This window comes from Chromobacterium sp. S0633 (genome assembly GCF_024158805.1).
Lineage (GTDB): Bacteria > Pseudomonadota > Gammaproteobacteria > Burkholderiales > Chromobacteriaceae > Chromobacterium.
The window spans coordinates 1-19,095 of sequence record NZ_JAMZGH010000066.1; the positions used below are offsets into that span (position 1 = coordinate 1).

The following is a 19,095-nucleotide window of genomic DNA, read 5'->3' on the forward strand; positions in this document are numbered from 1 at the left end:
GTCCGGAGCGGCTGCCCAAGCTGGCCGAGGCAGAAGCGCCGCGGCTGTTGGCGGCGCGGCAAAGCCGGGAACAGCCCGCGGACAAGGCGGAGGCGCGGGACAGCGAGCAGGCCTCGCAATCCGCGCCGGCCGCCAGCAGCGCCGCGCCGCGGGCCGACGCCGGGGAGGTCGCCGCCGCGCCGTTCAATAGCGAGGGCGTGGCGCGCGCGCTGAAGCAGAGCTGGGAGGGACGGGTGCAAAGCCATCTGGCGCGTTTCCGCCGCTATCCGGAAGACGCCAGCCGCCGCCGCCGCGACGGGGTGGTCAAGATGAGCTTCGTCGTCGACGCCGACGGCCGGGTTTTGTCCAGCCAGCAATTGGCCGGCTCCGGCACCGCCTCGCTGGACCGCGAGGCCGCCGCCATGCTGCAGCGCGCCCAGCCCTTGCCGGCGCCGCCGGCGGATCTGCTCAAGGGCGGCCGGGTCAGCGTCAGCCTGCCGATGCGCTTCGAGCTGAACGAGTCTTAAGCCCGGTTCCGCTCCCGTCCTGTAGCGCCTATCCATCCGGTTTTTCGCGTCGCCGCCGGCGGCGCGCATCCTGAATCGAGGTTCGCATGAAGTTGAATTCCCATCTGTCCGCGGCGGCGCTGGCCGGCGTCTTGCTGGCGTTCGCGCCGGCCGCGTCCGCGGACGCGCCGCCGCAGGCCGAACGCCGGCCGCAAAAGTTGGAAGCGCACGGGGACGTGCGCGTCGACGACTACGCCTGGCTGCGCGACGACAGCCGCAGCCGGCCGGACGTGCTGGCCCATCTGGAAGCGGAAAACCGCTACGCCGAAGCCCAGCTGGCGGCCGCCGAGCCGCTGCGCCGCACGCTGTTGGCCGAGATGCGGGCGCGCATCGGCGAGCGCGACAGCTCGCCGCCCTTTGTCGACGGCGGCTGGCGCTATCGCGAAAGCTATGCGCCGGGCGGCCAGCAGCCGCGGCTGGAGCGTCAGCCCGCCGCCGGCGGCCGCTGGCAGTTGCTGCTGGACGGGAGCGAACGCGCCGCCGGCCAGCGTTACTACCGCTTGGGCGCCTGGAGCGTGGCCGCCGGCCGGCCCATGCTGGCGGCGGCGGAAGACCTGGGCGCGCGCGGCGCCTCGCGGCTGTCGCTGCGCGATCTGTCCAGCGGCCGCTGGCTGCCGGAAACGCTGGAGCAGGCGTCCGGCAGCCTGCAGTGGAGCGCAGACGGCGGCAGCCTGTTTTACGTCAAGCTGCACCCGCAAACCCTGCGTCCCTACCAGCTCTACCGCCATCGCCCCGGCCAGCCGCAGAGCCGGGACGCGCTGGTTTACCAGGAAGACGACGAGGCCTTCTCGCTGAACCTGTCCAATACCGCCTCGCGCCGCTATCTGCAATTGATCGCCAGCAGCGCCGACAGCTCGGAAACCTGGCTGCTGGACGCGCATGCGCCGGACGCGCCGCCGCGGCGTTTCGCCGCGCGCCGGCCGGGCCGCGAATACTATCTGGATCACTACCGCGACCGCTTCTACCTGCGTTCCAACCACGAGGGCGGGCGCTTCGGCCTGTACCGCGCGGCGGCGCCGGGCGCGGATTGGGAGGCGGTGCTGCCGCCCGACCCCAAGCGCGAGCTGGACAGCTTCCAGCTGTTCCGCCGCTACCTGGTGGTTAAGGAGCGCGCGGACGGGCTGACCCGCATCCGCCGCATCGCCTGGCGGGGCGGCGAGGAGCGCAGCCTGGCTTTCCCGGACCCGAGCTACCGCGCCTGGCTGGCCTACAACCCGGACCCGGACAGCGGCCGCCTGCGTTACGGCTATTCCTCGATGAGCACGCCGACCTCCACCTATGAATGGGACATGGCCAGCGGCGGCAGCCGTCTGTTGCAGCGCAAGGCGATCGCCGGCTATCGGGCCGGGGACTATCGCAGCGAGCGGGTCTGGCTGACGATGCGCGACGGCGCGCGCGCGCCGGTGTCCTTGGTCTACCGCAAATCCTTGTTCCGCAAAGGCGGCAATCCCTTGCTGGCCTATGGCTACGGCGCTTACGGCACCAGCATGGACGCCGCCTTCGGCAGCCAGCAACTCAGCCTGCTGGACCGAGGCTTCGTGTTCGCCATCGTCCACGTGCGCGGCGGCGGGGAACTGGGCGAGGACTGGCACCGCCAGGGCAAGCTGGAACGCAAGATCAACAGCTTCAACGATTTCGTGGACGCCGGCCGCGGCCTGCTGCGCCAGGGCTACGCCGCGCCCGGCCGCTTGTACGCGATGGGCGGCAGCGCCGGCGGCCTGCTGGTGGCCGCGGCGATGAACCAGGCGCCGGAGCTGTTCCGCGCGGTGGTGGCGCAAGTGCCCTTCGTCGACGTGCTCTCCACCATGCAGGACCCGACGCTGCCGCTGACCACGGGCGAGTACGGCGAGTGGGGCAATCCGGAACGGGCCGAGGCCTACCGCTGGATCAAGGCTTACAGTCCTTATGACAATGTGGCCGCGCGACGCTACCCGCATCTGCTGGTCAGCGCCGGCCTGCACGACGGCCAGGTGCCGTACTGGGAGCCGGCCAAATGGGTGGCCAAGCTGCGCGAGCGGCAATGGCCGGGCCAGCGCCTGTTGCTGTTCACCGACATGACGGCCGGCCATCGCGGCCAGTCCGGCCGCTTGAACCGGCTGGAGGCGGCGGCGCGCGATTACGCCTTCCTGCTGACGGTGGACGCCGAGCCGCCGTCCCCGTCCGCGGCGCAAGCCGGAAGCTAATCTTGATCCCCGCCGCCGGCCGCGCCGGCGGCGGGCTGGAGCCTGTCGCCATGTCCATTTCGTCCCCCGCCTGGCCGCCTGGCCCGCGGCTCTCCTGTTCCAAGCCGTCCGTTTTCGCGCCTGACGCGGCGGACGGCGATCACTGTGGAGAGTTTGCTTGTGAAAAAGAAAATGATGGCCCGGCTGGTCGGCGCCGCGCTGGCGGTGGCAGCCGCTCCGGCCAGCGCGGCGGAAAGCGCCGCCGGGCAGGGGAATGTTGAATTCAAACCTTTGGTGGTGTCCGGAGACGCGCTGAGCGACGAGCAGCGCGCGCTGGAGAAACCCGGCGCGGTCAGCAGCCGCGGTGAAAACACCAGGCTGCAATCGCTGGACAGCATCCTGCGCGGGATTCCCGGCACCTATACCCAGATCGACCCCGGCCAGGGCGCGGTCAGCGTCAATATCCGCGGCCTGAGCGGCCTGGGCCGGGTCAACACTATGATAGACGGCGTCAGCCAGAACTATTACGGTTCGGCGCCGTCCTCCTTGAGCCACGGCGCAGCGCCGTCAAGTTCCTTCGGCGCGCTGATCGATCCCAACTTCATCGTCGGCGTCGACGTCACGCGCGGCACCGGCGGCGGCGCCAGCGGCGTCAACGCGCTGGCGGGCAGCGCCAACTTCCGCACTCTGGGCGTGGAAGACGTGATCTTCGACGGCCAACAGCAGGGCGCGCGCCTGAAGTACAGCGTGGGCAGCAACGGCCTGGGCCGCAGCGGCATGGCGGCCGGCGCGGCGCGGACGGAACTGGCGCCCGGCGTGCGCTTCGGCCTGCTGGGGGCGATCAGCAGCAGCTCGATAGGCGGCAATTATCGCAACGCGCAGGGCGTGGACAGCGAGGCCTTCGGCTTCGGCTACGACGAGCACTTCACCCAGAACCCGCAGTCGCAGATGTTCAAGGCCAATCTGCGCGTGGGCGATGTCCACGAGGCGGAACTGTCCGCGCGGCGCTATCGCAACAACTTCGTGCGCCGCGACATCCAGAGCGACGACTTCTACCTGAAGTACAACTACACCCCGCATTCGGAATGGCTGGACTTTTCCGTGCTGGCCAGCCACGGCCGCGGCCGCCAGGCCTATCAGCGCGGTTCCCTGTTCAGCTTCTACAACAGCAGCACGGACAACATCGGCGACGCGCTGGAAGCGCGCAACAGCAGCCGTTTCAGCCTGGCCGGCGGCGACGCCACGCTGAGCGTCGGCGGCAAGTGGATGCGCAACCGCTTCACCCGCAATGTGAACAGCATGGTGCAAAGCACCGACGACAACCCGGACGCCAACCAGCAGGCGATAGAAAACAATATATTCGCGCCGGCCGGCCGCCAGGAAATCCGCAGCCTGTTCACCGGCCTGGAGTTCCGCCGCGGCATTTACACGCTGCAGGCGGATCTCAACTACAGCCGCTTCGCGCTCAGCGGCCATAAGCCGGCTTGCGATCCGCGCGTGGAATGCTTCCCGCAAGGCGCGGCCGACATCAAGCTGGAAGAAAGCGCGTTCAACCCCTCGCTCTTGCTGTCCGCCGAGATCAAACCCTGGTTCCAGCCCTTCGCCAGCTATGCGCGCACCATGCGCGGGCCGAATCCGCAAGAGGTCTTCTTCGCCAATTCCGGCGGCCAGTCGATGAACCCCTTCCTGAAAAGCGAACGCGCCGAAACCTACCAATTGGGCGTGACGTCGATGTTCCACGGCCTGCTGAGCGAGCGCGACACCCTGCGCACCAAGGCGCTGTTCTACCGTAGCCGCATCGCCGACTACATCTCCAGCCAGGCCTTCAATGTGTGCAAGGGCGGACGCAAGTGCACGCTGGACGAGTTTTGGTCCAATAGCTCCGACGACTACAACGACGGCATGACCATCTACACCAATTCGCTGACCCCGGTGCGCACCCGCGGTTTCGAGCTGGAGGCGGACTACGACGCCGGCTTCGTCTACGCGCGGCTGTCTTACAGCCGCGAGCACACCAGTCAGCCGACCTCCTTCGCCAGCGGCATGTTCTCCGTCGGCAATGTCAGCGAGCTGCCGGACGAGTACTACACGCTGGATCTGGGCAGCCGCTGGCTGGAGCGCAAGCTGGAAGTGGGTGCGCTGTTCAAGCGCGACGGCGCCAACCGCCGGCTGTCGCCGGACCAGTTGCAGGACGACAGTACCAGCGCCTATCTCAAGGAGGAGCAGAAGGCCAATCCGGTCATCATCGACCTCTACGCCAGCTATCGCGTCAACAAGCAATGGCTGATCCGCGCCGGCGTGCGCAACCTGGCCAACCGCAGCTACTCCGAGCCGCTGAACACCTTGAATTCGCTTCCGTCGCAGTCGCCCGACATCTCGCCCAACAGCACGGCGCGCGGCCGCAGTTATATGCTGGCCACCGAACTGCGCTTTTAAGAAGCTGCGTACGATTTGCTGCGCGTCGGCGATACGGCGTTGAAAACGCCTTGTCTCGCCTGAGCTCGCGAGATCATAAACAGGTTCAAAGCCAGGTCGTCTCAGGGTAGATTGTCCAGGTTCCGGCATGACCGGAACCTGGACAAGACCAAACGACAAAGGAGATCTCCATGAACAAGCTCAGCCGCGCGGCCATCGCCGCCTTGTGCGCGCTCAGCGTAGGACACGGCGCGCAGGCCGCTGAGGCCGACAATCGCAACGGCCCGTCCGGCAACGGCGGCAATAATCTGCTGATCGCCGCCGCGGCCTGGAAGCAGACCGCGGCGGAATACCGCGCGCTCTACCATCAGGCTTTCAATCTGGCGCGGATGCGGCTGGATCAGGCGCTGGCGGCGCGCAAGCCCGGCGACAAACCGCTGGCGGTGATCACCGACATCGACGACACCGTGCTCAACGCCGTCAATTACTGGGGCTATCTGATCCAGCAGGACCGGGATTTCTTCGACGACACGATCTGGGACAAATGGATTCCGGAAAACAAGCTGACCGCCACGCCCGGCGCGCTGGACTTCTTCAACTACGCCCAATCCCAGGGCGTGGAAGTGTTCTACGTCAGCAGCCGCGATCAGGGCGACAAGACCTATGAATACGCGCTGGGCAATCTGCGGGCCGCCGGTTTTCCCTTCGTCGACGAAAAGCACGTGACCATTCTGCGCGACAGCTCCAACAAGGAGCCGCGGCAGAAGGAGATCGCCGCCCAATACCATGTGGTGGCGATGTTGGGCGACAATCTCAATGATTTTCAGCGCAAATACTATGTGAAGGATGTGGACGAGCGCGCGCGCTTGATGGAGGAGGACCGCGAGCTGTTCGGCCGCAAATTCATCCTGATGCCCAATCCCACCGACGGCCACTGGATGCGGGCGATCTTCGGCGACTCCGAGCCGCCGGCCTCGGACCGCAACCGCGAGATTTTCAAGAAGGCGGCCAGCAAGTCCGCCTGGAAGCCGGCGCCCTGAGCGGCCGGGCCCGGCGGGCGTTTGCGTCGCGCCGGGCCGGCCACTATGATAGCCGCGGGAGCGCCGCGCGCTGCCCTCGCTTCCGCGGCCGGCAAGGCCCGCCGCGGGTTTGATTCCTCCTCAATGTCTTGAAGCCATGTCCGCCGACGCCACCGCCCCTCTTTCCCCGTCCGATTCTTCCGCCGCGCGCGAACTGGAGCCGGCCATCGCCCCTCATTTGCAATTGCTGGCGCACAGCGCCGGCGAGGAGGTGAGCCGGACCCGCGCCGGGCTCGGCCTGCTGCTGCTGTGGCTGAGCGACGACGTGCTGGGCGCGGTGAACGCGGATTTGCAGGCCTTGGACGTGACCGAGAGCAAGCTGAACGTATTGATGCTGTTTTCGCTGCAAGAGCAGGGCTGGTGGCGGAACGGGCCGCTGACCCCGTCGGCGATCGCCGATTATCTGGGCGTGACCCGCTCCACCGTCACCGGCCAGCTGGACTGGCTGGAACGGCGCGGCCTGCTGCAACGGCAACTGCGCGACGAAGACCGCCGCAGCCTGGGGCTGAGCCTGACCGAGGCTGGCCGGGAACTGCTGAGACAGGCGCTGCCGGGCTTCTGGCGCGCCTGCCAGCGCCTGACCGAGGCGCTGGACGAGAGCGAATGCGCGGCGCTTTGGCCTTTGCTCGCCAAAGTGTGGTGCCGGCTGAAAGCGGACTGAGGCCGCTTTCTCAGCGCGGCGCGCTGGGCTGAGCGCCGGCCGCCGCCAAGGCGTCCGCGCGGGCGCGGTCGCTGGCCTTGCAGCGGCAATGGCCGATCTGGTGCAGCTCTATCAGGTGGCCGGCCGGATCGCGCAGGAACAACTGCGTCAATTCCGGCGCGGCGACGTTGGCCTGCCGCCAGTGGGCGATGCCTTGCCGCAGCAATTCCGCCTCCGCCTGGGCGATGTCCCGCACCGCCAGCGCCACATGATTGTCCACCGGATCCTGATCCGCGCCCTGAGCGTACGGCGACACGCCGTCGTTGCCCAGCAGATGGATCTGGCAGTCGTTGCCCAGATCCAGGAAAAACCCGGGCACCCCGGGGATGTGCCAGCGGCCGGCGTCGGCGTCTAGGCCCAGGACGTCGCGGTAAAACGCGCCCATGGCCTCAACCAGGCTCAGAGGCATGCGCAAGCCATGATGGTGCAATTCCAATACTTCGATAGCCATTAGTGTGCTTCCTTAAGTGGAGGGTGACGATAGAGGCGGCCGCCTGTCGCCATATAGTACGTTATACGTACTATACGTCAAGCGTATTTTAAGCGGGACAGACGGAAACCTCAGCCAAGCCAGCAAGCCGCGCGCCAACGGCTATATTGCCTTCATGCAATGCGGGTAGTTTTTCATGCGGATTATTTTAAATAACAAATTTAAATAGAAAAAAAATTTGCTATCTAATTGGATGGAATCTAATATCTGTTTAATGACTTGTAACTTGATGTTGAGATAGACCTTGACGGGCCAAGCATGACGCGAAATCTATTCACCAGCCTGGCGGCTGGTTTGTTGTTGGCCGGCGGCGCGGCGGGAGCGGAAACGCCGGTCTGGAAACAGCCGGAGTACGCGGCGGCCATCGTCCAGGCCCGGGCGGGGCAGACCGCGCCGGCGCTGGCGCTATTGGAGCGGGAGCGCGCGCGCGGACCGTTGCCCGCGCCCTTGCTGGACGATTATCTGACCCTGCTGTGCTGGAGCGGACGCGGCACGGAGGCCCTGCGGCTGCTGCCCGGACATGAGGCCGAGATGTCGGCGGACACCCTGGCGCACTTGGCGCGAGCGGCGCGCGATCAGCGCGACGCGGCGGAAGCGACGCGGCTGTACCGCGTGTTGCTGGCGCGTCAGCCCGCGGCCGGCTATCGCGCCGGCCTGGCCATGGCCCAGGCCGAAGCCGGACAGGCCGCCGCCGCGCTGGCCACGCTGGACGCCGCGCCGCCCGGCGCGCCGGCCGACGAACTGGAGCTGAGCCGCGCGCGCGCTTACGTCTTGCTGCAAAGCGGGGACCTGACCCAGGCGCTGGATTATCTGATCCGCGCGCGGACGCGCTTTCCCGGAGACCCGGAACTGGAACGCAGCTATCTGGGCTGCCTGTTGCGCCTGGGCGCGCCATGGCAGGCGGACCAGGCGTCTGTCGCGGATCCCCGGCTGGCTTTGCAGATCGATTTCGACCGCGCGGCGACCTTGAGCCGTTGGGGACGCATTCAGGAAAGCCAGGACAGCGGGCCGGGCCGGCACACGCAAACCGACGCGGCGCTGAAGCTCAACCAGGACATCGCGGCGCGGCCGGAAGCCGCGCGGCCGCCGTTCGCCGCGCTGGCGGCGGACGACCGCGTGCAAATGCTGCAGCAGCGCGGCCTGTCGGCGCAGGCCGTCGCCCTGGACCGGCAGAGCGCCGGCCAGGCGTGGTCGCCGTACGCCCGCGCGGCCTTGGCCGACGCCTATCTCAACCAGCGCCAGCCGCTGCGCGCCGAGGAACTGTACCGCTCGGCGCTGCGCGACGCGCCGCAGGCGGACGAGGCCTTGGATTGGCGCATCGGCCTGGTCTACGCCCTGCTGGAGTCCGGCCAGCACGCGGCCTGCCGCCGGGAACTGGCCGCCTTGCAAGCCGCCACGCCCCGGCAGAAGACCGAGCGCGCCAGCGGCCGACGCGTGTTCAATCCGGCGTTTCAGCGCGTGGCCTTGCTGGACGCGATGGTCACCGCCTATCAAGAGGACACCCGCGGCGGCTGGGAGCGGATGGAAGCCCTACTGGACGAGGCGTCGTTCAATCCGGAGCTGCGGCAGAACCAGGGCAGCCTGGCCCTGATGCGCGGCTGGCCGCGGCGGGCGCGCGGCGTGTTCACCCGGCTGGGCGTGGACGAACCGGACCAGCCGGAAGCGGCGGCGACCGGCTTGGCCGGCGCGGCGCTGGACTTGCAGGAGCTGGACGAGGCGGACCGTCAGTTGCAACGGCTGAACGAACTGGACGTGGACAACGCCGGCGTGCGCCAGTTGCGGGAGCGCGCCCGGCTGGAACGGCGGCCGGAGCTGGTGCTGGAAGGGAAGAAGGATTTGAGTGGCGGCCAGGGCGCGGGCGAGCAGAACGCCTGGGAGAGCTCGGCGCGGCTGTATTCGTCGCCGTTCGGCCACTGGCGCTTGTTCGGCCTGCATCAGCTGCAACGCGCCAGTTATGTGAACGAGACGGCGTCGGCCCGTTACGAGGCGCTGGGCATGGGCGCGGAATGGCGGGGCGAGCAGGGGCGAGGCGAATTCGGCCTGACCGGCCAGATCGACGGCGGACGGCGCGGCGGCGCTTTCGCCGGCTACGACTGGACGCCGGACGACTATTGGACGCTGGGCGCGCGCTTTGAATTGAACAGCGCCGAAGCGCCGTTGAAAGGCCGCCTGGACGATGTGCGCGGCAACCGGACCCAACTGAGCCTGCAGTACCGCGCCGACGACTACCGCAGCTACGCCTTGCAAGCCGAGGCCCTGTCCTTGTCCGACGGCAATCTGCGCCGCGCGGTGTCCGCCAACTGGGACCAGCGCTGGGTCAGTGGACCGCGCTACAAACTCAACACCATTTTGACGCTGGCGGCCAGCGCCAACGACGCGGTGACGTCCGCCCGCTATTTCAATCCGCGCGCCGACGGCGAGGCCTCGGTGACGGCGATGCAGGAATGGAAGCTGTGGGGCGAATACGAAACCACCTGGCATCAGCGCCTGGGGCTGACGCTGGGCACTTACACCCAGCGCGACTTCGGCGCCGGCGGCGTGTGGGGGCTGCTGTTGGAACAGGAGTGGCGCTGGGGCAGCCGCGGCAGCCTGCGTTACGGCTTCACCCGGGTGCGCCACCCCTATGACGGCAAGGCGGAAACCGGCAACAAGGTTTATCTCAATCTGGATTGGCGCTTCTGATGAAAATGAAACAATGGCTGGCGGCCCTGACGACGGCCTGCCTGTTGTGGACCGGCTGGGCGCAAGCGGCGGCCGGGCGCTTGGTGATTCTGTGCTACCACGAGGTGGACAAGACCGACAGCGGCGCCTCGGACCCGTTCGCGGTGGACGCCCGCGCGCTGGTGAAGCAAATGGAGTGGATGCGCGGCCAGGGCTACAGCTTCGTCAGCCTGCAACAGGTGCTGGACGACCGCGCCGGCGGCAAGCCTTTGCCGGACAAGGCGGTGCTGCTGACTTTCGACGACGGCTACCGCAGCGTGTACACCAATGTCTATCCGGTGCTGAAGCTGTTCCGGGCGCCGGCCGTGATCGCGCTGGTGGGCAGCTGGCTGGAAGCGCCCGAGGGCAGCCAGGTCAGCTACGGCGACGGCGTGGCGGGGCGGAGCAAATTCCTGAGCTGGGCGCAGATCCGCGAAATGCGGGCCAGCGGCCTGGTGGAAGTGGCCAGCCACAGCTACGCCTCGCATCTGGGCGTATTGGCCAATCCCCAGGGCAATCTGGAACCGGCGCTGACCGCCCGCGCTTTCCGCGCCGGCGGCTATGAAAGCGAATCGGCCTATCTGGCGCGCATCCGCGACGATTTGCGCCGCAACAGCGCGCTGCTCAAGGCGCGGCTGGGCGTGGCGCCCAGGGCGATGGTATGGCCCTACGGCAGCTACTCGCCGCAAGCGGCGGGGGTGGCGGCGCAGGAGGGCATGCCGGTGACCATGGGGCTGGGCGCGGGCATCAACGTCCGCGACACCCCGCTGTCCTCGCTGCGCCGGGTGTTGCTGGACGCCAATATGGATCTGGGCGATCTGGCTTATCAATTCAAGCAGCTCAACGGCTGGCCGGACGGCGTCCGGCCGGAACCCAGCCGCATCATGCACGTGGACCTGGACTACATCTACGATCCCGATCCCAAACGCCAGGACGAAAACCTGGGCCGGCTGCTGGACCGGGTCAAGGCCATGGGCGCGAGCACCGTTTACCTGCAGGCCTTCGCCGATCCCGACGGCGACGGCGTGGCGCAAGCGCTGTATTTCCCCAACCGCCACCTGCCGATGCGCGCGGACCTGTTCAACCGCGCCGCCTGGCAATTGCAGACCCGGGCCAATGTCAGGGTTTACGCCTGGATGCCCTTATTGGGCTTCGCGCTGCCGGCCGGCCATCCGCTGGCCGGCGAGCGGGTGCTGGCGGAGCAGGGCGGCGGCGCTCAGGCCAAGGTGCAGGGCTATGCGCGGCTGACCCCGTATTCGCCGCCGGTGCGCCAACTGATCCGCGAGATTTACGAAGACCTGGCGCGCAGCTCGCGTTTCAGCGGCCTGCTGTTCCACGACGACGCCACCCTGTCCGACTTCGAAGACGCCGGCCCGGCGGCGCGGCAGGCGCGGCAAGGGCGGGGCCTGGCCGCCAGCGTGGCCGACGTGCGCGCGGACCCGGAGCAGATGGCGCGCTGGACGCGCGACAAAACCGCCTTGCTGGACGATTTCAGCATGGAGCTGGCGGCCGTGGTGCGCCAATACCAGCCGGATTTGCGCACCGCGCGCAATCTCTACGCCGAGGTGGTGCTCAATCCGGAGTCGGAAACCTGGTTCGCCCAGTCCTTCGACAGCGCGCTGAGCCGCTACGACCGGGTGGCGGTGATGGCGATGCCCTATATGGAAAACGCGGCCCAGCCCAAGGCCTGGCTGCGGCGGCTGTTCGACAAAGTGGCGGCCAAACCCGGCGCGCTGGAAAAAACCGTGTTCGAACTGCAGGCCGTCGATTGGCGCAGCCGCAAGCCGATTCCCACCGCGGAACTGGCGGCCACGGTGCGCGAACTCAACACCCTGGGCGCGCGGCACATCGCCTACTACCCGGACGACCTGTTCCAGGACCAGCCCAGGCTGAAGACGTTCAAGCGAGTGTTTTCGCTGACGGCGAGGCCGGAAGAATGAAGGCCGGCGGCGGGAGACCGCATGGACGATTGATGACCCGTCGCATCAAGGGGCGAGGAGAAGTGTTGTGAACCTGGCATTGATACTGCTGCTGGCATATGCCTTTTTTTATCCGTTGTTCATGGCTTATCTGTGGATGGTGGGGGCGGTGCATTACTACCTCCACTACGAAAGAAAAGATCCGCCGCTCAATCAGCCGCCGGCGCTGGACTATCCGCCGCTGAGCGTGGTGGTGCCCTGCTACAACGAGGAAGACAATGTGCGCGAGACTTTGGCCTACGCGCTGGCGCTGGACTATCCGGACTTCGAAGTGATCGCGGTCAACGACGGCAGCCGGGACGCCACCGGCGCCATCCTGGACGAACTGGCCGCCGCCCATCCGCGGCTGCGGGTGGTGCACCAGGCCACCAACCAGGGCAAGGCAGTGGGGCTCAACACCGCGCTGGCGCTGGCGCGCCACGAATACCTGCTGTGCATAGACGGCGACGCGCTGCTGGACCCGTATGCGGGCAAATGGCTGATGCGCCATTTCCTGACTTCGCCGCGCGTGGGCGCGGTCACCGGCAACCCGCGCATCCGCAACCGCACCACCCTGCTGGGACGGCTGCAGGTGGGCGAATTCACCGCCATCATCGGCCTGATCAAGCGCGCGCAGCGCACTTACGGCCGATTGTTCACCGTCTCCGGCGTGATCACCGCCTTCCGCAAGACCGCGGTTTACCAGGCGGGCTACTGGAGCGAGGACATGCTGACCGAGGACATCGACATCAGCTGGAAACTTCAGCTCAAGCACTGGAACGTGCGCTTCGAACCGCGCGCGCTGGTGTGGATTCTGATGCCGGAAACCCTGCGCGGGCTGTGGAAACAGCGGCTGCGCTGGGCCAAGGGCGGCACCCAGGCGCTGATGCGCAACGCCTGGGTGCTGCGCACCTGGCGCCACCGCCACATGTGGCCGGTGTATTCCGAGTACTTCCTCAGCGTGGTGTGGTCCTACACCATGGCCGGCATCATCGTCTATTGGCTGCTGAGCCTGGTGTTGGGCGACTGGCTGCCCCAGATGGGCACGCCGTTGATTCCGCGCTGGCACGGCATGGTGCTGGGCGGCACCTGCATGCTGCAATTCATGATCAGCAAGATGATGGACAGCCAGTACGACGCCAAGCTGGGCAAGAACTACTACTGGATGGTGTGGTATCCGCTGGTTTACTGGCTGCTCAACGTCTGCACCACCATCGTGGCCTTCCCGCAGGCGGTGTTCCGCAAAAAGGGCAAGCGCGCGCGCTGGGTCAGCCCGGACCGGGGGGTGAGGGCATGAGCCGGCTGGGAGACGGCCTGATCATCCAGGCCGCGCACAATATGAGCGCCTTGCAGCGGCTGCTGTCCTGGCTGATGACCCTGGCGTGCTGGCTGGCGTGGATCTATCTGTGGCTGCCGGCCCTGGCCTATGTCGGCTACCTGATCTGGGGCCGGGACGTGTTGCCGGCGGCGCTGCGCGCGCAGGACGCGCCGGAGCACCTGGGCAGGCTGCGCGATTACGGCTTCGAAATCGCGCTGATCGGGCTATGTCTGCTGCTGTGGTCGCGCATCAACTACTGGCGCTTCGCCGGCAAGCAGAAACGCAGCCCGATCCCCAACGTCACCCTGGAAAAACTGGCGGAAGACCTGGGCGTGTCTCCGGACGAGCTGCGCGAGGGCCAGGCCGCCAAGGTGGCGGTGGTCCATCATTGCGGCGAGGGCGGCATCGCCCGCATCGAAACCGTGACGCGGCTGCCGCCGCCCGGCTGAGTCACCAGCCGCCGAACAAGGGCAGCAGCACCAAGGCCAGCAACAGCGCCCAGGCGGCCGCGCCGGCGCACAGCGCGCTGTACGCGAAGTGCTGCGACTCCACCTCCTCCTCCAGCCCCAGCATGGCCGGCGCGCCGTGGTAGAGCAGGGCGAAGGCCGCGGCCAGGCCCAGCAGCGCGCCCAGCAGATTGAAGGCGAGATCCGGCGCCAGCAAGGCCAGGCTGGACAGCCACAGCGGCACCGCCGCGCCGGCCGCCAGCAAGAAGCAATCCTTGAAGCTCGCGGCCAGCTTGTGGCTGGCGGCCAGCGTTTGCAGCGTCCAGGCCATCAGCGGCACGGTGGCCAGTTCGGCGACGAAGAACAGCGCGGCGGCGGCCAGCCAGCGCTCCATGCCGGCGTCGGGGGCGTAAAGCCGGCCGTGAGCCAGGCCGGCGTAGCAAATCATCAGGGCGGGCAGCAGCGAGAACGGCAGCACCAGCTTCCACATCAGGCGGCGCGGCGACGGCGCGCGCCCGCGCAACTCGTCCCAGCCGCCGTGGCTGGAAAACAGCATCTTCGGATAATGGCTCAGTTTCATGGCGAAGCTCCTTGAGGACGGGTCTGGCATGGCGGGCGGAACATACTCTCAATATGTATCATGATGTGATATAAATTCAAGCATGAATCCCTTTCCAGACTCCCCCATCCTGAGCAAGGCGGATTTTGAACGCCTGTCCGAATTCCGCCATCAACTGCGCGTGTTCCTGCGTTTCAGCGAAGACGCCTGCCGCGGCCACGGCCTGACGCCGCTGCAATACCAACTGCTCTTGCACGTGCAAGGCTATCCGGGCCGCGACTGGGCCACCGTGGGCGAACTGGCCGAGCGGCTGCAATCCCACCACCACGGCGTGGTGGCGCTGGTCAGCCGCTGCGAGGAGCTGGGCCTGGTGCAGCGCCGGCCCGGCCGCGAGGACCGGCGGCAGGTGGAAATCCACCTGACCGAGGCCGGACGCAATCAGGCGCAGGCGCTGGCCGCGCTGCACCGCGACGAAATCCGTCTGCTGCGCGACAAGCTGGCGCCGCCGGGCTTCGACCCGGCTTAGAACCTGTTTACGATCTGCTGCGCGTCGGCGATACCGCGTTAAAAACAAACTCAAAATGCTCATGTACCGTATGTACACTCCGCTTTTTCGCCTTGTCTCGCCTTAGCTCGCAAGATCGTAAACAGGTTCTTAGACCCGCTAACAAAAGCCCCTGATCCTGCGTTGTACGGGTACTGTAGCTTCGCAGAAACTTCGTTTTCTGCGTCGGCGCGTCTCTGCGAGGTTTTGTTCGCGGCTCTCAATCGCCCAGATAGCGCCGGCGCAGCAGCCGCAGCCGGCCGTCGGCGGCGAGGCGGTTCAAGGCCTGCTGCAAACGCCGGGCGCGCTGCGGCGGCGCGGCCGGGTTGAGAGCGAACCAGTATTGGCCGCCGCCGTCCAGCAAATAGGCCGGCGCCGCCGTGCGCGGCGGCAGCTTCAGTTTGTCCAGATGCCAGCGCATCGCCCAGTCCAGCATCGCCACCAGATCGACGCGATCCAGCAGCAGCTTGTTCAGATTGGCCGCGTCGTCCTGGCCGGCGTCCAGCCCTTCACGCCGCGGGTCCAGCGCCGCCAGCCGGTTGAAGGCGGCGGAGCCGGCCAGCGCTCCCACGCGATAGCGCCGCGCGTCCGCCGCGTTGCTCAGACGGATGTCGCGGCGGGCGGACAGCCGGTACAGGAAGACGCGGCGCGGGCCTATCGGCCCCACCCACTGGAATTGGGCTTCCCGCTCCGGCGTGCGCACCATGGCGAACAACAGCGCGTCCGGCGTTTTTCGCACCGTGGCGTAAGCGCGCAGCCAGGGCTGCACCTCGATTGCCAGGCTAAGCCCGGCTTCCTCCGCGACCAGGCGCAAAACCTCGGCGGCATAGCCCTTGACCTTGCCGTTTTCCACATAGCTGAGCGGCGGCAGGTCCTCGGTATAGGCCTTGATGTCGGCCGCCGCCGCCGTCAGCGCCCAGCATGCGCCGAGCGCCGCCAGCAGCGGGCGGATGAGAATCCCCGATATGACCATTTCTTGTCCGTTATGCGTGATGGTTCACAGCATGGCAGTTTGCCAGACAAAAGGGCCGGTTTGATGACAAATGGGCGGTTTCAGCGCAGCGCCAGCGCGGCGCCCAGGCCGATCAAGGCGCAGCCTATGACGCGGTTCAAGCCGCGCTGACGGCGCAACATGCCGGCGTGCAGCCGCGGCTGGGTGAACAGCAAGGCCACCAGCGCGAACCAGGCCAGATGGGCGGCGGAGATGAACAGGCCGTAGCCCGCGCGCAGCGACAGCGGCGTGTCCGCGTTGACCGCCTGGCTGAACAGGCTGAGCACGAACAGCGAAGTCTTGGGGTTGAGCGCATTGCACAGCAGGCCGGCGCGCAGCGCGGCCCAGGCGCTCTGCCGGCCGCCCCTATCCGCGGGGCCGGCGCTCAGTGGCGGCTGGACGAAGGTGCGGTAGCCGATGTAGAGCAGATAGGCGGCGCCCAGCAGCTTGAAGCCGGCCAGCAGCCAGGGCGTGCGGCTGAGCAGCAGACTGACGCCCAGCAGCGCGCACAGCACGTGGAATTGCACGCCCAAAGCGATGCCGAAAGCGCCCAGCAGCCCGTGGCCGCGTCCGTATTGCAGGCTGTTGCGGGTGATGACGGCGAAGTCGGCGCCGGGGCTGATCACGGCGAGCAGGGTCAGCAGGGCTACGGTCAGGAGTTCGTTCATCGCGACAAGGCTTTCAAAGGGAGACGCGGCGATTGTCGCGGGCTTGGCGCGCGGTGAAAATCGATTTATTGTCCTTGCATTGCGTGAGGAAAAATCACAGATGAGCTATCGCATTCCGGCCTTGACCGCCGTTCGCGCCTTTGAAGCCGCCGCCCGCCACGGCAGCTTCGTCAAAGCTGCCGCCGAGCTGTGCGTGACCCACGGCGCGGTCAGCCGCCAAGTCAAGCAATTGGAGGAAGGGCTGGGCGTGGCCCTATTCGAGCGGCGCAACCGGGCGGTGTTTCTGACCGCGGCCGGCGAGAGCTTCCGCCAAAGCTGCGCCGAGGCGCTGCGCGTGCTGGAGCAGGGCGCGGCCCGCGCGCAAAGGCAGGCGGATGCGCCCTTGCGGCTGTCCTGCGAACCCACCATCGCGATGCGCTGGCTGATTCCGCGCTTGCCGGCCTTCCAGGCCGAACATCCCGACATCGAGCTGCTGCTGTCCGCCGCCGGCGGGAAAGTCGATTTTTCCTCACAGAGAATCGACCTGGCGCTGCGCCGCGACGACAGCGGCTGGAACCTGGGCGACCACGTGGCCGAAGTGGCGCGGGAACGGATGGGGCCGGTGTGCGCGCCGGCGCGGCTGCAGGCCGCGGGCGGAGACTGGCGCGCCTTGCCCCTGCTGCATGCGGACAGCCGGCCGGAAGCGTGGAGCCGCTGGCTGGCGGCGAAGGGCGTGGAAGCCGCGGGAGAGGCCGGGCGCTTCGAGCATTTTTACCTCAGCCTGCAGGCGGCCGAGGCCGGTTTGGGGCTGGCCATCGCCTCGCTCTATATGGCGGCGGACGCGCTGGCGCTGGGGCAATTGACGGCGCCGGCCGGTTTTCGCGAGGACGGCTCCAACTATGTGCTGCTGTCGTCGCGGCCCTTCGACGGCGACCCGCGCCGGCGGGCGGTGCTGGATTGGTTGCGCCGGCAGATGGCGCGGAATCTGACTTAAGAACGTGTTTACGCTCTCGTGAGCTCAGGCGAGACAAGGCGTTGCGGCGGAGAAAGCGGAATGTACGCGTGGCACATGAGCATTTCGAAAGGGGGCTCACCGTGTCACGCTCCACGACGCGCAGCAGATCGTAAACCGGTTCTAAGAGCTGAGCGGATCGCCGGCCGGGAGACCCGCCTGAAAGCGTTCGAACAGCTCGCGCTCTTCGAAGCGCACATGGTCTTGCAGCAGTTCGGCGAAGCGCGCCAGCGTCGTCGCTTGCGGCGCGGCCAATTCCGCGATCAGCGCGCGCAGCCGGCGGTGTTCATCCAAGGCCCGGGCGGCCAGCGCCGCGTGTTCCGTCTGCGCCAGTTGCGGCAGCAGCGTCGCTTCTTCTTCCGCGAAATGCGGCTCCAGCGCCTCCGCGCTCCAGGCGCGCAGCGCGGCGGCCAGCTGGGTTTGCCGCTCCGGATCGCCGGATTCGACGGCCAGCCGGGCCTGGCGCGCCATTTTCAAGGCGTGGTGGTGTTCGCGGGACAATTCCAGCAGCGCGGGGTGTCGCTTCATGAGGTGGCTTCTTTCTGGCCTGGCTTCGCCGGCGCGCGGCCGCGCCGCAGGCTGCTCAGCAGCAGGATGATGAAAAACAGCAGGGTCAGCGCATTGAGCAGGCCGGCCGCGCGCCGCCAGGCGAAAGCGCCGTCCAGCATGCCGTACAGCCGCAGCAGCAAGGACAGATGCAGGGCCGCCAAGGGCGCGTAGAACAGCGGGCGGTAAGGCAGTTTCAGCCGCGTCAGCGCCGGAATGATGATGGGCGCGTGGCCGAACACCATGGAAAACACAAAGCCCAGGCCCACCGCGTGCAAGGCCGCGTCGCGCCAGGGATGGCCGGGCAGCAGCGCGCCGGCCAGGCCCAATGCGCCGGCGACGGCCAGCCAGCCGTAGCCGCAGAGCAGGGCGACGGCGATATAGCGGGTCAGCCCGCGCTGGCGCGCATTGCGCCGGGCGATGTCGTGGCGCAGCAGCCAGACGGCCAGCGCCAGCAAGGCCGCCGCGTACAGCCGCAGACCTGCGTCCGGCCGCCACAGCGACAGGACCGCGCCGCCGCCCAGCGTCAGCGCCGCCAGCGCGAAGCCGCGCCGGGCCGCGGAAGACAGCGGCAGCAAGCGGGTCAGTTCCAGCCGTTCGCCGGCAATGGTCAGGATCAGGAAGGCCAGCCACCAGGGCACGGCCGTCTGCAGATCGCCGCCCAGCTGCCAGGCCAGCGCGCCGATCAGCCAGCACAGCGCGGCGGCGGCCAGGGTCAGGGTGAAGGCGGCGGCCTGACGCCGCAGCACCTGGACGCTGCCGGCCAGCAAGACGGCGGCGGCCAGCGTTTGCAGCCACTGCGCCGCCGGCGGCGGCAGGCCGGCGATCAGGCACAGACCGGACAAGCCCGCGGCCGCCGGCGCCAGCAAGGCCCAGCCGCGGTTCAAGGCCACCGCCCGCTCCAGGCTGATCACGCCGCCGAAGAAGGCGCCTATCATCAGCGCGCCGTGCCAGCCGGCCAGCGCCGCGGCGGCGGCCGGCAC

General features: G+C 67.8%; 17 protein-coding genes. 11 read left to right on the plus strand and 6 right to left on the minus strand.

The features are described 5' to 3' along the window. The 5 genes from NK214_RS23295 to NK214_RS23315 form a co-directional block, all read left to right on the plus strand. The coding region (locus tag NK214_RS23295) for an energy transducer TonB (protein ID WP_253315638.1) at positions 1–506 on the plus strand (506 nt) is incomplete at its 5' end. An 86-nt stretch (positions 507–592) separates the two neighbouring features. Beyond that, the gene (locus tag NK214_RS23300) at positions 593–2,728 is read left to right on the plus strand and encodes a S9 family peptidase (RefSeq protein WP_253315639.1); all 2,136 of its coding nucleotides are present in this window, start codon (positions 593–595) and stop codon (positions 2,726–2,728) included. A 159-nt stretch (positions 2,729–2,887) separates the two neighbouring features. After that, positions 2,888–5,143, plus strand: coding sequence for a TonB-dependent receptor domain-containing protein (locus tag NK214_RS23305; RefSeq protein WP_253315640.1), 2,256 nt, complete (start codon positions 2,888–2,890; stop codon positions 5,141–5,143). A 170-nt stretch (positions 5,144–5,313) separates the two neighbouring features. After that, the gene (locus NK214_RS23310; protein ID WP_253315641.1) at positions 5,314–6,162 is read left to right on the plus strand and encodes a 5'-nucleotidase, lipoprotein e(P4) family; all 849 of its coding nucleotides are present in this window, start codon (positions 5,314–5,316) and stop codon (positions 6,160–6,162) included. Between the two features lie 136 nt (positions 6,163–6,298). Beyond that, the gene (locus tag NK214_RS23315) at positions 6,299–6,862 is read left to right on the plus strand and encodes a MarR family winged helix-turn-helix transcriptional regulator (RefSeq protein ID WP_107799936.1); all 564 of its coding nucleotides are present in this window, start codon (positions 6,299–6,301) and stop codon (positions 6,860–6,862) included. A 10-nt stretch (positions 6,863–6,872) separates the two neighbouring features. Here the strand turns inward: NK214_RS23315 and NK214_RS23320 are convergent, their stop codons facing one another. Then, positions 6,873–7,352, minus strand: a complete 480-nt coding sequence (locus NK214_RS23320; protein WP_227107373.1) for a VOC family protein — start codon at positions 7,350–7,352, stop codon at positions 6,873–6,875. 297 nt (positions 7,353–7,649) lie between these two features. Here NK214_RS23320 and pgaA point away from each other — a divergent pair, with 297 nt between their 5' ends. The 4 genes from pgaA to pgaD all read left to right on the plus strand — a co-directional run bounded on the left by pgaA (position 7,650) and on the right by pgaD (position 13,816). Continuing rightward, positions 7,650–10,073, plus strand: a complete 2,424-nt coding sequence (gene pgaA / locus NK214_RS23325; protein WP_253315642.1) for a poly-beta-1,6 N-acetyl-D-glucosamine export porin PgaA — start codon at positions 7,650–7,652, stop codon at positions 10,071–10,073. Further along, positions 10,073–12,031, plus strand: a complete 1,959-nt coding sequence (gene pgaB, locus NK214_RS23330) for a poly-beta-1,6-N-acetyl-D-glucosamine N-deacetylase PgaB (protein ID WP_227107375.1) — start codon at positions 10,073–10,075, stop codon at positions 12,029–12,031. Before pgaA ends, pgaB begins: the two co-directional genes overlap by 1 nt. Positions 12,032–12,098: 67 nt before the next feature. Continuing rightward, positions 12,099–13,346: a poly-beta-1,6-N-acetyl-D-glucosamine synthase gene (pgaC, locus tag NK214_RS23335; protein WP_227107376.1), complete on the plus strand. Its 1,248-nt coding sequence runs from the start codon at positions 12,099–12,101 to the stop codon at positions 13,344–13,346. Then, the gene (gene pgaD, locus NK214_RS23340; RefSeq protein WP_107799932.1) at positions 13,343–13,816 is read left to right on the plus strand and encodes a poly-beta-1,6-N-acetyl-D-glucosamine biosynthesis protein PgaD; all 474 of its coding nucleotides are present in this window, start codon (positions 13,343–13,345) and stop codon (positions 13,814–13,816) included. Before pgaC ends, pgaD begins: the two co-directional genes overlap by 4 nt. Before the next feature lies 1 nt (position 13,817). Here the strand turns inward: pgaD and NK214_RS23345 are convergent, their stop codons facing one another. Continuing rightward, entirely contained in the window at positions 13,818–14,393 is a 576-nt protein-coding gene (locus tag NK214_RS23345) for a YIP1 family protein (protein ID WP_158274302.1), read from the minus strand. A gap of 82 nt (positions 14,394–14,475) precedes the next feature. Between NK214_RS23345 and NK214_RS23350 the strand changes: the two genes are divergently transcribed. After that, entirely contained in the window at positions 14,476–14,898 is a 423-nt protein-coding gene (locus NK214_RS23350) for a MarR family winged helix-turn-helix transcriptional regulator (RefSeq protein ID WP_107799930.1), read from the plus strand. A gap of 238 nt (positions 14,899–15,136) precedes the next feature. Here NK214_RS23350 and NK214_RS23355 read toward each other — a convergent pair whose 3' ends face one another. Both NK214_RS23355 and NK214_RS23360 read right to left on the minus strand, forming a co-directional pair. Beyond that, positions 15,137–15,889, minus strand: a complete 753-nt coding sequence (locus tag NK214_RS23355) for an ABC transporter substrate-binding protein (RefSeq protein WP_253315643.1) — start codon at positions 15,887–15,889, stop codon at positions 15,137–15,139. Positions 15,890–15,969: 80 nt separating this feature from the next. After that, positions 15,970–16,575: a LysE family transporter gene (locus tag NK214_RS23360; RefSeq protein WP_227107379.1), complete on the minus strand. Its 606-nt coding sequence runs from the start codon at positions 16,573–16,575 to the stop codon at positions 15,970–15,972. A gap of 100 nt (positions 16,576–16,675) precedes the next feature. Between NK214_RS23360 and NK214_RS23365 the strand changes: the two genes are divergently transcribed. Next, positions 16,676–17,548, plus strand: a complete 873-nt coding sequence (locus NK214_RS23365; RefSeq protein WP_253315644.1) for a LysR substrate-binding domain-containing protein — start codon at positions 16,676–16,678, stop codon at positions 17,546–17,548. 141 nt (positions 17,549–17,689) lie between these two features. Here NK214_RS23365 and NK214_RS23370 read toward each other — a convergent pair whose 3' ends face one another. Continuing rightward, on the minus strand, positions 17,690–18,094 hold the full coding sequence (locus NK214_RS23370) for a hemerythrin domain-containing protein (protein WP_107799926.1): 405 nt from the start codon (positions 18,092–18,094) through the stop codon (positions 17,690–17,692). After that, positions 18,091–19,095, minus strand: a 1,005-nt coding sequence (locus tag NK214_RS23375) for a hypothetical protein (RefSeq protein WP_253315645.1), incomplete at its 5' end; no start/stop codon positions are given. The genes NK214_RS23370 and NK214_RS23375, both read right to left, overlap by 4 nt.